The organism is Myxococcus sp. CA023, assembly GCF_010998615.1.
In the GTDB taxonomy this organism is placed as follows: Bacteria; Myxococcota; Myxococcia; order Myxococcales; family Myxococcaceae; genus Myxococcus.
Window position 1 is genome coordinate 1 of record NZ_JAAEAH010000093.1, and the last position, 13193, is coordinate 13193.

Sequence of the window (13193 nt, forward strand, 5' to 3'; positions counted from 1 at the left end):
GCCCCACAACGTCCCCCAGCCCCCGCCCACGGAGCCCGGGTTTCAGTGGATGTCCATCCCCTTGGAGAACCCGCACCGGGACACCCTCATCAAGGACCTGGCGGTGGATGCCCGTCAGCCGTGGGCCCGCGAGCACCTGCGCACGCTGGTGTCGCTGTACGCGAAGCGGCCCTACTTCGCTTCGCAGGTATTGCCCCGGCTGGAGCCCTTCTATGACGCGGCGGCGCGCGAGTCGGGTCCCGGTTCGCTGCTGCGGGTGCTGCTGGCGAGCATGGCGCTCTTCAACGAGCCGCTGGGCCTGACGCCGAACCTGGTCCTGGCCTCCACCTTGGACAAACAGGGCGAGGACAAGTCGGCCCGGTTGGTGGCGTACTGCCGGCAGTTGGGCGCGCACACGTACTACTCGGGGTTGGGCTCGTCCCTGTACCTCCAGGTGGGCCTGTTCCGGGACGTGGACGTGCGCGTGCTGTGGCAGCGCTTCCGCCATCCCGAATACGCACAGGGCCGCCCGGGCCGCTTCGTCCACGGCATGTCGTTGGTGGACGTGCTGGCCAACGTGCAGTTGGACGAGGTGCGCCAGTGGCTGGAGCCTTCGCCCTGGGGACCGTTCGCGCCCCGACCCCCGGGCGAATGAGGGTGCCTCAGCCCGCGGAGGCGGACGTCCCCGCAGGCTTGTCCTTGTCGAAGCGCACGAAGTAGCCGCGCACGGCGGAGTCCAGGAGCTCGGTCGTCAGGCGCGGCTCCTGGCCCTGGTAGTGCGCCATGTCGATGACCTGATCCAACAAGTCACGCGGCTGGCAGGCGGCGAACGGACGGCCCACGGGGCGGTAGTGCGCGTCGATGAGGTAGTCCACCGCCGCCGCGTTGTAGGGCACGCCGCGCTTGCGGCACATGACCTGGAAGATGTCGTGGAACTGCTCCTCGTCCGGGCGCTGCACCTCCAGCTTGTAGCGGACGCGGCGCAAGAAGGCGTCGTCCACGAGGTCGCTGGGGTCCAGGTTGGTGGAGAAGGCGGCGAACACGTCGAAGGGCACCTGCAGCTTCTTGCCGGTGTGCAGGGTGAGCATGTCGATGTCGCTCTCCAGCGGGACGATCCACCGGTTGAGCAGGTCCTTGGGGGACACCTTCTGCCGGCCGAAGTCGTCGATGAGGAGCATGCCGTTGCTCGCCTTCATCTGGAACGGCGCCTCGTAGTACTTCACCTCCGGCGAGTACACGAGGTCCAGCATCTCCAGCGTCAGCTCACCGCCCACGACGACGAGCGGGCGCCGACAGCGCACCCAGCGCCGATCATACGGCGGCGCGCCGGGCTCGTCCTCCACCACCTTGTGGAGGTTGGCGTCGAAGATGCGCACCACGAAGTCGTCGATGAGGATGGCGTGGGGGATGAAGATGTCCCCGTCGAAGCAGTTCACCATGCCCTGGCAGATGGCCGTCTTGCCGTTGCCCGGGGGCCCGTAGAAGAAGATGGCGCGGCCGGAGTTCATCGCCGGACCGATGCCGTCGAAGATGTAGTCCTTGATGATGAGGTCGCCGAACTTGTCCTGCATGCGCGCGCGGGTGATGCGGTTGCCGCGCACGGTCTGCTTCTTCACGGCGGCCGCCCACTCCAGGAAGGGCACGGGCGCGGGGCCGTTGTAGCGGTTGCGGTCGAGCACCTGCCGCAGCACGTCCGTCACGAACGTGGTGAGCTGGTAGATCATCGTCGACTTGCCCACGCCCGAGCCGCCACCGCCGCGGATGTCGACGTACTTCTGGCGGCGCAAGCCTTCGATGACGTCGTCCACCAGCGCGGAGGGCAGTTGGAGGCGCGCGGCGATATCCATGCCGCGCATCTCACCGGCGAAGAAGAGCGCCTTGAGGACCAGCTCTTCCACGAAGGTGGTGTTGAGGCCCGTCTCGCCCAGGGTGCGCGGCTGGGCGGGCCAGAAACGGTCGCCCTGGCTGGCACCGCCCTCCTCTCCCGGCCGCCGGGGCGCCCGGCGATCTGGGCCGTTGTACTGCGCGCTGGCGGCGGTGCCGCGCCGGTCCGGGCCCGAGTACTGGGACGGCCCGGGCCCGCGTCGCTCACGGGGTTCCGGCGGGGCGACGATGACGGAAGGCAACGTGGCCGGTGCCTGCGGAGGTCCCCGGCGATCAGGCGGTGAAGACGAGGCGCGGCGCTCGGTGGGGAAGTCGGGCTCGTCCGGCTCCGGCGGCAGCGCGGGCCGTGAGCCAGTGACGGCGCCCGGGGGACGCGGCGGGAGCGCGGCGGTCACCCCCGTGACACCGACGCGCGGGCGCGGAGGCCCCGACAGCACCGGCGTGGGCGCCGCGGGCGGCACCACGGCCGTTTCCACGGGGGTGACGCTGCGGCTGGACTCGTCGCTCGACGAGCCGGAGTCCGGGGATGGCGGTCGCCTGAACAGGGACATGCGGTGCTCGCTCCAGGGTGTTCGCGCCGGAGCCTACCGCATCGGTCCGGTTTGGACGAAACGGAGTTGCAGAACAAACAGAAAAGCACTGAACCCAAGTGCTCCTGACAGCCTCCTCGTCGATAGTGCGCGCGCCTCCGCCCGCATGCGCGGCGCGCGAAGCCCACACCCATCATCCGCATTGGAGCTCTTCGTGAAGCGACTCCTGTCCGTGCTCACCCTGCCCCTGCTGCTGATTGGAACCTCCGCGGCGGCGCAGACGACGCCCACCCTCACGTTCCACGGCAACTGGACCATCCACCAGTCGGAGGTGCTGACCGAGGGGGGCCAGGTGCAGGTCGTCTACAACACCGCGCGCCTGCCGCAGTGCCGCGTCAACAACCCTGACGGCAGCCCCGCGTGGAGCATCACCGGCCACTACCGCATCAACGGCTCCGCGCCGGCCAGCTTCGATGTGGCGGGCGCGCCCGTCACCGGCAATGGACCGACGCTGGACTTGCAGGAGCAGGGCCTGCTGGAGCTGTGGTTCCTCGTGTCCAGCCCGGGCTGCGAGCACTACGACTCCAACTACGGCGGCAACTTCCAGTTCAACGTCCTGGAGGGCAGCGCCACGCCCACGGCGACGCTCGTGTTCCAGCAGGGCTGGGTGGAGCACGTGGTGGGCACGCCCCGCCAGGGCCAGCCCTTCATCGTGGACTACGACATCGCGCGCCTGCCCGAATGCCGCCTGCTCTACAACGGCGCGCCCACCTGGGACGTGGGCGTGCGCTGGCGCTTCGACAACGGGGTGATGGGCGAGAAGAGCGTCACCACCACCAGCGGCTATACGCGCACGGGAACCCCCGTCACCCTCATCCCGCCCGCCGGGGCCACCTCCGTGCAGCTCTGGTTCGAGAACTGGGACCGCGGCTCCTGCCGCCGCTGGGACTCCGACTACGGGGCCAACTACACGTTCACCCTGCAGCCGTAGGCCGCCAGGCGGAATCCCCCACGTTCCGGCCCGAATGACCTCGCACCGCGAGACGCGCCCGGACCGGAAGGTGGGTGCTACCCTTGGCGCATGAGTTTCTTCCAGGAACCGCCGAGGCTGGGCAATCAGTACGACGACGATACGCTGCTCCAGAGCTACCTGGCACGCACCCTCCCCGAGGACCTGCGGCGCGCGTTGACGGATGAGTTCCGCGAGCTGGGAGAGTTGGGCGGGGATTACTTCTACCGCTTCCAGCTCCGCGACCGGCTGAACGAGCCGGAGCTGACCCAGTGGGATGCGTGGGGCCACCGCGTCGACCACATCGAGGTGTCGCCGCTGTGGAAGGAAGCCGAGGCCCTGGCCGCGCGGCGCGGACTGGTGGCCACGGCCTACGAGCAGAAGAACGCCGGGCTCAGCCGCGTCCACCAGTTCATCCTCAACTACCTCGTGCAGGCGTCGCTGGACGTGTACTCGTGCCCGCTGGCGATGACGGACGGCGCGGCGCGCTCGTTGCTCACGCTGGGCAACACGGCGCTCATCGACCGCGCCCTGCCCCACCTGACGTCCCGGGACCCGGCCACGGCGTGGACGTCCGGTCAGTGGATGACGGAGCGCACCGGCGGCTCGGACGTGGGCCTCACGCAGACGGTGGCCCGGCAGACCCCGGAGGGCTGGCGGCTGTCTGGAACGAAGTGGTTCACCTCCGCGACGACGGCGCAGATGGCGCTCACGCTGGCGCGGCCGGAAGGCAACGGCCCCGGCGGCAAGGGCCTGGCCCTGTTCTACGTGGAGACACGGGACGCGGCCGGAAGACTCAATGGCATCCAGATCAACCGGCTCAAAGACAAACTGGGAACGCGCAAGGTGCCCACGGCGGAGCTGACCTTGGATGGCACGCTGGCCATTCCCGTGGCGGGGCTGACGGATGGCATCCGGAACATGGCGTGGATGCTGAATGTGACACGCACCTGGAACGCGGTGGGCTCCGCATGGGGCATGCGCCGGGCGCTGGCCCTGGCCCGGGACTACGCCCAGCGGCGGGTGCAGTTCGGCGCGAAGCTGGCGGACAAGCCGCTGCACATGGACACCCTGGCGGGGCTGGAGGCGGAGTTTCAGGCGGGGTTCCTGCTGGCCTTCCGCGCCGTGGAGCTGCTGGGCCGCATGGAGGCGAAGGTGGCCACCGAGCAGGAACTGCTCCTGCAGCGGCTGGTGACGCCCCTGGCGAAGCTGACCACCGGCCGGCAGGTGGTGCACGTCACCTCCGAAGTCACGGAGTCCTTCGGCGGCGCGGGCTACGTGGAAGACACGGGCATTCCGCGGCTCCAGGCCGACGCCCAGGTGCTGTCCATCTGGGAAGGCACCACGAACGTCCTCTCCCTGGACACCCTGCGCGCCCTGGCGAAGGAAGGCGCGTTGGAGGCGTTCTTCCACGAGGTGGAGGGCCGTCTGGGCCAGACCCGGGACGCGGGCCTGCGCCCCTGTGTCGACGCGGCCCAGGGCGCGCTGGAGCACGCGCGGGCCTGGGTGGCCGGTGCCATGGAGGACCCCGCCACCCTGGAGGCCGGCGCCCGGCGCTTCTCGCTGACGCTGGGACGGACGCTGGAGCTGGCCTTGCTCTGCGCCCATGCGCAGTGGTGCCTGGACCATGGCCATGGCCCCCGGAGCAAGGCGGCGGCACGGCGCTTCGCCTCGCACGGCGTGGACCTCATCCAACCGGCCGCGAGCCTGGAGGATGTCCGGCTATTGACCTGATGTGCCGCATCTGGCGTCAGCCCGAGACGACACGACACATCAAAAAAGCCTCAATCACTTACACGCAATCCCTATCCCAGGGGCCGCCCTGCCCCTCCCTCCGGGGCAGGCGCCCTTGAAGGCATACGGATATCGGTTCGCAGACGGCGCCCCTCCCCTCAATCTGAGCCCGCACATCACCTGCCCACTCCCAAACGCGGCGCATGTGTAACACATCACGCTTCAACGGGAGACCTGACCGGCCAAAGACATACTCGCGAAGAAGCAGAAAAAACCAGCTGCGAAATGCATCCACCATCTCGAATCATGTTCACCATGCACACGATGCAATGGCGAAGCCTGGACGAGATGATGGGGGGGCTCAGACCACCAGAGAACTGCTGCCTCGAGCAGCTATCGCGGGACTCCGTCGCTCAGGTCACGGCGCTCCTGGGGAAGTGGTACCCGGACATCCGGGTCGGCACGGAGAGCCGGCACCTGGAGCCCTCTTTCTATGAGCAGTATGTCTGTATCCAGGGCGAGTCTCCGGATCGGCCGGTGTATGCGATTCTGGGAAAGGATCGGGACACCCAGGAAGTCATCGGGCTGCTGACGCTGGAGAAGAACGCTCGCGGCCTGCAGCTATCTGCCGCGATGGGGGCCGTTGAACCCTCTCAGCGAGGCCTGGGCCTGGGCCAGTTCGGTATCTCCCTGCTGGAGCAGGTGGGCCGCAACATCGGCGCCGAGGTCGTCCTCTATTACTCCACCCTGAAGATGGCCCGGGCGCAGCGCAACGCCGAGCACCGCGGCTTCAAGCTGGTGGGACTGGTGCCCGCGTTCGATGTGGACGCCATCGCGCCCAACACGGTGAAGCGCGTCTACGAGGCCATCTACGCGAAGGTGCTCGTCGGTCCGGAGAAAATCCAGCTCCCCGACTGGAATGCCCTCATCCCCACCACGCGCGCGCTGTACACGCATCTCTTTGGCCAGCACCCGGCCGCCGCCATCCTGGAGCACAGGAACGGCGTCTCCGTTCCTACCTCGGCACCGATGCCCATCTCCGCGCCCGAGGCCCGTCATGGTTGAGGTCCGCGCCTTCGAGGGCGGCGCAAAGGAAGCGTCCCAGTTCATCAACAGCGTCTGGCAGCGCACCTACGGCGCGAAGATGGGACTGACGGTCTGGGACGAGCGTTTCTTCGACTGGCTGCTCTTCAGCAATCCCCTGGCGGACCGGGACTATCTGCTGGGGGCGTATTCAAAGGGCAAGCTGGTGGGGGCCTTCCTGGCGGAGCCTGCGAAAATCCAGCTTGGTCAGCGGCAGGTGGATGGCACCTACGGGAGCTGGGTCAGCGTGGCGCCAGAGAGCCGGGGCCAGGGAATTGGCATCAAGCTGTCGGACACCATGCAGGCACGCCACCGCGAGCGTGGCGCTGCGCTCACCTTGAGCTGCGTGGCCGATGGCACCCTGGGCCAGGGCTTCTGGGGCCGGCGGAGCCACACGCGCTACCTCAACGACCTGGGCATGTGGCTGCACATCTTCAACACGAAGAAGGCGGTCCGTTGGTCGCTGAGCGCCGCCGAGCGCGCGTTCATCACCTTCACGCGTCCGCTCCACCACCGGGGCTTCCTGGCGGCGCGCACCGACGGCATCCGGGCCTACCAACCCCGGGACCTGCCGCAGTGCATGGCCCTGGTCCAGAAGATGATGCGGCCGGTGAACCTGGGCTACGCCTACACCTCGGAGCGCCTGGCCCACCAGCTCCAGTTCCGTGACATCCCGCGCACCTTCGTCCTGGAGCGAGACGGCGTCATCCAAGGCATGGTCAACTACTACACCCTCCAGATGACGGCCCGAGGCCTCCTGACGACGGGACTGGTGGACCTGCTCGCCTTCCAGGACGGGCTGCCCTTTTCGGAGCAACGGCGGCTGTTATGGGTGGCCATGCAGGACATGGTGGTCCAAGAGGTCGACTGCGCCGCGATGCTGCGCAGCCCGTGTACGCCCACGCACCTGATGCTGCGCTCCGGGTGGTTGCCATTCCCCGGGGGCTCCCGGGTGACGTGCCTGCTCACCACCCCCGACGTGGAACTGCCCGCCTCGCCCCGGGTGTTCATGCACCTGCGCTGACGCAGCGCGCGCGAAGCTGAAGCCCTGTGGTTCAGCGCAGCCAGGAGAAGGCGCGCTCGAGCGGGGCCACACCCTCATCGAGGTAGCAGCGGCCGTGCGCGAGGAGCACCCGACGAGGCTGCCATGCCATCATCTGCTGGTAGCAGGCGCGCGCCTGCGCGGTCCGGCCCCAGGTCGTCACCCGCACCTCGCGTGGCGTCTGCCCCGGCCACATCGTCCCGCCGAGAGTCAGCAGCCATCTCAGGCGAGGCCGGAGACGCTCGGGCTCCAACGCCATGACCAGGTCCGCGAGAATCAAGGTCGAGGACGCACCGTGGAAGAACACCACCTCTTCCACGAAGCGACTGCCCCGGAAGATGAGCTGGCCCAACTCCGTGGACCAGGCCGAGGGCGCGGCGTCGTCGAGGTCGGCATCGAATGGGACGTCAATCTGCTGGGAGCGCGCCCGCTCGCGAACGCCCGGAGACGCCCAGGCAGTCGCGTGCGGATAGCGTGCCTTCCAGGCCGGGATGCCCGCGTAGTGGAACCGGTTCGGAGAGACGAGATGTTCCACCGGGCCGAGTGCGTCGACCTGTTCGAACAACTCGGGCGTGGGTGCCGTGGGCGACCAGAGCCACAAGCCTCCCGTACCCAGGCGAACGATGACCATGCGCGTCGGGAACGGCAGGGAGACGGGGCCCACGCGCATCCTCGCCACCGGCCCGTCCACCCACCAGACGCCGTCCGCGACCGGCGTGAGGGTGGAAAGCGGCACATAGGGACGCACCCCATCGTTCCATTCGAGGTCGGCGGTCATCACCCAGGCAGCGTACCCCGCTGTCCATGCAATGACGCCACTCGACTGGACTTCACGTTCGTCACCTTGCCGGAGCGCTCCAGGACGCCTTCTCCCACCAGGAAGAGCGCGCCATGGATGTCCTTGCGGCACCGCTCGTACACGTCCGGAGGCACCACCAGGTTCGCGATGCCCGTTTCGTCCTCCAGGGAGATGAAGCAGAGCCCCTTGGCCGTGGGTGGACGCTGGCGGCAGATGAGCATGCCTCCCACCGCCACCCTCCGCCCGTGGGCCACCTTCTTCAGCCCCTCCGCCGTCACCGCGCCTTGCTGCTTCAGCACCGGGCGCAGCAGCTCCAGCGGGTGCTTCTCCAGCGACAGTCCCACCGTGTCGTAGTCCGCGCAGACCCGCTCCAGCACATCCATGGACGGCAGCTCCACCGCCGTTCCGTCCATGGCCATGCCGAAGAACAGGTCATCCGAGTCCAGCGGCCCCAGCGCCTGGAGTTCCCACAATGCCTGACGCCGGGAGCCACACAGCGACGACAGGGCGCCCGCCAAGGCCAACCGCGTCAGCTCGTGCCTGGGCGCCCGCGACCACCGCGCCAGGTCGCCCACGTCACGGAGGCCCTCGCGCTTCGCCGTCGCCACGCGCCGCCCCGCGGACTCGCCCAGGCCCTTCACCATCCGAAGCCCCAGCCGCAATGCGGCCCCGCCCTCCTCCAGCGTGCAGTCCCAGCTCGAGTGCCGCACGTCCACCGGCCGCACCACCACGCCATGCCGCTGCGCGTCCGCCACCAGCGTGTGCGGCGCATAGAAGCCCATGGGCTGCGAGTTCAACAGCGCCGCCGTGAAGGCCGCCGGGTAGTGGCACTTCAGCCAGCTGGACGCATACGCAATCAACGCGAAGCTCGCTGAATGACTCTCCGGGAAGCCGTAGTGCGCGAAGCCCCGGAAGTTGTCGAACCACTCCTCGGCTTGTTTGCGTGTGTACCCCCGCGACACGCAGCCCTCCACGAAGCGCCCCCGGTATTGCAGCAGCATGGATTCGGCGCGCTTGTGGCTCAGCACCCGCCGCAGTCCGTCCGCCTCGCCCGCGGTGAAGCCCGCCGCCACCATGGCCAGCTTCATCGCCTGTTCCTGGAAGAGCGGCACCCCCAGCGTCTTGCCGAGAATCTCCTTCACCGCCTCGCTCGGGTACTCCACCTGCTCCTGGCCGTTCCGCCGGCGCAGGAAGGGATGCACCATGTTGCCAACGATGGGCCCCGGGCGGATGAGCGCGATCTCCACCACCAGGTCGTAGAACGTCCTCGGTCGAAGCCTGGGCAGCATGTTCATCTGTGCTCGGCTCTCAATCTGGAACACGCCCACCGTGTCCGCCTCGCACAGCATGTCGTAGACCTTCGGGTCCTCGGCCGGCACCGTCGCCAGGGACAGCTCCCGCCCGTGGTGCTCGCGAATCAGCGCGAAGCACTTCGACAGCGCCGTCAGCATGCCCAGCGCCAGCAGATCCACCTTCAGCAGCCCCACCGCGTTGATGTCGTCCTTCTCCCACTGGATGACGGTGCGGCCCGGCATCGCCGCGTTCTCCACCGGCACCAGCTCCGTCAGCGGCTCGCGTGTCATCACGAAGCCGCCCACGTGGATGGACAGGTGCCGGGGAAAGCCCTCCAGTTCCATGGCCAACGCCAGCGTCTTCTGGACCCGGCCGTCCTCCGCGGACAGGCCCGCCTCGCGCAGCACGTCCGGCGTCACGTCGAAGCCGTTCGACGCGGACACCTTCGACAGCCGGTCCACCTGGTCCAACGACAGGCCCAGCGCCTTGCCCGTCTCACGCAGCGCCAGCCGGCCCCGGTAGCAGATGACCTCGCACACCATGCCCGCGTGCCGACGCCCGTGCTTCTCGTAGACGTACTGGAGGACCTCCTCGCGGCGCTCGTGCTCGAAGTCCACGTCGATGTCTGGCGGTTCCTTGCGCTCCATGCTCAGGAAGCGCTCGAACAACAAGCCCATCCGCACCGGGTCGATGGCGGTGATCTGCAGCGCGTAGCAGACCGCCGAGTTCGCCGCGCTCCCCCGCCCCTGGCAGAGAATCCCCCGAGCCCTGGCGAAGCGGACGATGTCCCACAGCGCCAGGAAGTAGCCGGCGAAGTCCAACGCGGCGATGAGCTTCAGCTCGTGTTCAATCTGCTTCACCACCGCCGGGGGCACACCTTCCGGATAGCGGAACCGCAGCCCTTCGTATGTCAGCACGCGCAGGTGCGCGTCCGCGGTGCGACCTTCGGGCAAGCCCTCTTCCGGGAAGCGGTAGTGCAAGTCATCCAATGAGGCGTGGCAGCGCGAGGCCAGCTCCGCCGCGCGCGCCAGGGCCTCCGGCCGGTCCGCGAACAGGCGCGCCATGTCCCGTGGGGACTTCAGCGTCCGCTCCGCGTTGGGCAACAGCCGCGTCCCCGCCCGGTCCACCGACGTCCCGTGGCGGATGGACACCAGCACGTCCTGCAGGGCCTGCCTCCGGCGATGGTGTGTGTGCACGTCGTTGTGCGCGACCAACGGCACGCCGAGCTCCAGCGCCAGCCGCTCCGCCCGGGCCTCGCGCTCCGCGTCTCCCGCGGACAGGGTTCGGCAGATGCCGACGTGGAAGCGCTCCGGGAAGGCCTCCGCCAGCGAGACGACCTGCTCGAAGGGCGCGGGCTCGGGAAGGAGCGCGAGCAGCCCCGCGGACCGGTCCGCCACCGCGCGCCACGGCAGCCCTGCCTCGCCCTTGGGGTGGGTCATCCGGCTCTGGGACACCAGGGCACACAGGTTCGAGTACCCCGTCCCATCCGCCGCGTACACCACCACTGGTGGGCCGTCCTCCAGCGTCAGCTCGGCGCCCAGGATGAGCCGCACCCCGTGCTCCTTCGCGGCCAGGTGCGCCTTCACCACGCCATACAGGCCATCCGCGTCCGTCAGCGCGAGCGCACCCAGCCCGAGCCTCGCGGCCGTGGCCACCAGCTCTTCCGGATGCGAGGCCCCCCGAAGGAACGAGAAGTTGGAGCGGCAGACCAGCTCGGCGTAGTCCACGCCCGGATCTAGACACCGAACAGGCGTTCAGGCGCTAGATTGGATCTTCGCGGTGCGGGCAAGCGACTTCATGGGTTGACGCGGATGAGGGCGATTCATGCGGGGTGGCGACTGCTGCTTACCGGACAGAGCGGGCGGCCCCCTCCTTCAGGGCACCCAACCAGGCCTGACAAACTCATCAGGCGCTGCCTTCGTCTTGTTACGAGATTCGTGAATGTCGCATCCGCGCAGCAAGTCCTGCACACCCGCGAGGCCGGGCAAACCTCAGGGAGTTAAGCGACCTGCGCTCCACCCAAAAGCCTGAGCCGTGATGTTTGAAGCTCGCGCCGCCGCCGTTTGACAGGATGCCGATCCGACTGACAAACATGTCTTCATGGACCTCACTCCCACCGCGTGGCAGCTCTGGCTGATCGCGGCGCTCCTTCTGGGAGCGCTGGAGCTCCAGCTCACCAGCTTCATGGTCCTCTGGCTCGCCGTGGGGGCGTTGGCATCCTCGGTCGGGGCGGCCCTGGGCCTGGGGCTCAACGGCCAGCTCTACCTGTTCACCGCCGTTTCCGTCGGCCTGTTCGCGGCCTCCCGCACCCTCTTCAAAAGCGTTTTCATGCGCGACGCAGCGCATTTGAAGACAGGTATCGAGGCCATGCTTGGCCAGGAGGCGGTGGTGGTGGAGTCTCTGGGAGACCCGCTCGGGGGCACGGTGCGCATCAATGGCGAGCTGTGGACGGCGCGCTCCCTGTCGGGCCCGGTGCTCGAGGGCGAACTCGTCACGGTGGAGCAGGTGGAAGGTCTCAAACTCTGGGTGCGCCGACCAACGGCGTCGTTGCCGGTTCCCTCGGGGGACCCGAGGAAGGAGTAGGCGGGGTGGAAATCGTAACGATTTTCGGCATCTTCGCGGTCATCCTGGTGGGCATCGCCGCCACCGGCATCCGCATCGTTCCGCAGGCCAAGGTCATGGTCGTGGAGCGGCTGGGCAAGTTCTACAAGACCGCCAGCAGCGGCCTCAATTACCTCGTCCCCTTCGTGGATGCTCCCCGCGCCATCGAGATGCGCACGGGCAACCGCTTCATGCGCAGCAACCTCGTGGACCTGCGCGAGCAGGTCATGGGCTTCGACACCGTCCAGGTCATCACCCACGACAACGTCAACATGGAGGTCGGCTCGGTCATCTACTACCAGATCGTCGAGCCCGCGAAGGCGCTCTACCAGGTGGAGAACCTCGCGCTCGCCATCGAGCAGCTCACGATGACGAACCTGCGCAACATCATGGGCGGGCTGACACTGGACCAGACGCTCACCAGCCGCGAGACGGTCAACACCAAGCTGCGCATCGTGCTGGACGAGGCCACCGAGAAGTGGGGCGTCAAGGTGACGCGCGTGGAGCTGCGCGAAATCGAGCCGCCCCAGGCCATCAAGGCCGCCATGGCCAAGCAGATGACCGCCGAGCGTGAGCGCCGCGCCGAGGTCACCAAGGCCGAGGGCGACAAGGCCGCCGCCATCCTCCAGGCCGAGGGCGAGAAGATCTCCCGCATCCTCCGCGCCGAGGCCGAACGTGACGCCGAGGTTGCCCGCGCCGAAGGCCACAAGCGCGCCACCATGCTGCAGGCGGAAGGCAAGGCCGAGGCCACCCGGCTCGTCTTCGAGGCCATCCACAACGGCCGCGCCACTCCCGAGGTGCTCGCGCTGCGCTACATGGAGACCCTCCAGGAGCTGGGTAAGGGCGACAACAAGATTTTCGTCCCCTACGAGGCCACCGCCACGCTGGGCGCCGTCGCCACCCTCAAGGAGGTCTTCGCCCAGACCGGGGATGCCGCCAGACCCGCCCCGGCGCCGGCCCGCTCCGCCGCGAGCCTGAGCGCCCAGGCCATTGCTAGGAACACGGCAATCCCCGAGCACGCCACCCTCCCCGGCAGCACGCCCGCCGTGGCCCCTCGGCGCCAGCGGCCCGCCCTGGACACGCAGGACGACTGACCAGACGTAGGCAGCCCCCGCGGGAGGAAGACGCCTCCCGCGGGACACTGAGCAGGGCTCGCGTTCGCGCATCCAGGACGACGGTCCATTGCGCCACCAGGGGCCGAGCAAACGGCGCGCCCTCCTGTCCACCGCACGCGCCGTC

At 68.5% G+C, this 13193-nt stretch carries 10 protein-coding genes; 7 read left to right on the top strand and 3 right to left on the bottom strand.

What is annotated here, in order from left to right; genetic code table 11:
* A partial coding sequence (locus F8M74_RS31650; RefSeq protein WP_163884647.1) for a WbqC family protein occupies positions 1 to 634 on the top strand: 634 nt, incomplete at its 5' end.
* 7 nt (positions 635 to 641) lie between these two features.
* On the opposite strand, the gene F8M74_RS31655 is transcribed toward F8M74_RS31650, so the two are convergent.
* Entirely contained in the window at positions 642 to 2414 is a 1773-nt protein-coding gene (locus F8M74_RS31655; protein WP_141256703.1) for an ATPase, read from the bottom strand.
* 193 nt (positions 2415 to 2607) lie between these two features.
* Between F8M74_RS31655 and F8M74_RS31660 the strand changes: the two genes are divergently transcribed.
* From F8M74_RS31660 to F8M74_RS31675, 4 genes are all read left to right on the top strand, one after another.
* On the top strand, positions 2608 to 3384 hold the full coding sequence (locus F8M74_RS31660; RefSeq protein ID WP_228560605.1) for a DUF6209 family protein: 777 nt from the start codon (positions 2608 to 2610) through the stop codon (positions 3382 to 3384).
* Between the two features lie 90 nt (positions 3385 to 3474).
* Complete coding sequence (locus F8M74_RS31665) at positions 3475 to 5136, top strand: acyl-CoA dehydrogenase family protein (protein WP_141256705.1); 1662 nt, start codon at positions 3475 to 3477, stop codon at positions 5134 to 5136.
* A gap of 306 nt (positions 5137 to 5442) precedes the next feature.
* Complete coding sequence (locus F8M74_RS31670) at positions 5443 to 6201, top strand: hypothetical protein (RefSeq protein ID WP_141256706.1); 759 nt, start codon at positions 5443 to 5445, stop codon at positions 6199 to 6201.
* Positions 6194 to 7243 (top strand): GNAT family N-acetyltransferase, encoded by a 1050-nt coding sequence (locus F8M74_RS31675; RefSeq protein WP_141256707.1) that lies wholly within the window; start codon positions 6194 to 6196, stop codon positions 7241 to 7243. The genes F8M74_RS31670 and F8M74_RS31675 overlap by 8 nt, the downstream gene beginning before the upstream one ends.
* 31 nt (positions 7244 to 7274) lie before the next feature.
* Here F8M74_RS31675 and F8M74_RS31680 read toward each other — a convergent pair whose 3' ends face one another.
* Both F8M74_RS31680 and F8M74_RS31685 read right to left on the bottom strand, forming a co-directional pair.
* A complete protein-coding gene (locus F8M74_RS31680; RefSeq protein WP_141256723.1) occupies positions 7275 to 8039 on the bottom strand; it encodes a DUF4336 domain-containing protein in 765 nt (254 codons plus the stop codon).
* Positions 8039 to 11080 carry an error-prone DNA polymerase gene (locus F8M74_RS31685; RefSeq protein ID WP_141256708.1) on the bottom strand — a complete coding sequence of 1014 codons (3042 nt, stop codon included), beginning with the start codon at positions 11078 to 11080 and terminating at the stop codon, positions 8039 to 8041. Before F8M74_RS31685 ends, F8M74_RS31680 begins: the two co-directional genes overlap by 1 nt.
* 373 nt (positions 11081 to 11453) lie before the next feature.
* Between F8M74_RS31685 and F8M74_RS31690 the strand changes: the two genes are divergently transcribed.
* Together F8M74_RS31690 and F8M74_RS31695 are read left to right on the top strand one after the other, a co-directional pair.
* Positions 11454 to 11936, top strand: a complete 483-nt coding sequence (locus F8M74_RS31690; protein ID WP_141256709.1) for an NfeD family protein — start codon at positions 11454 to 11456, stop codon at positions 11934 to 11936.
* A gap of 5 nt (positions 11937 to 11941) precedes the next feature.
* Positions 11942 to 13048, top strand: coding sequence for an SPFH domain-containing protein (locus F8M74_RS31695; protein ID WP_141256710.1), 1107 nt, complete (start codon positions 11942 to 11944; stop codon positions 13046 to 13048).
* The last annotated feature ends 145 nt before the right edge of the window (positions 13049 to 13193 follow it).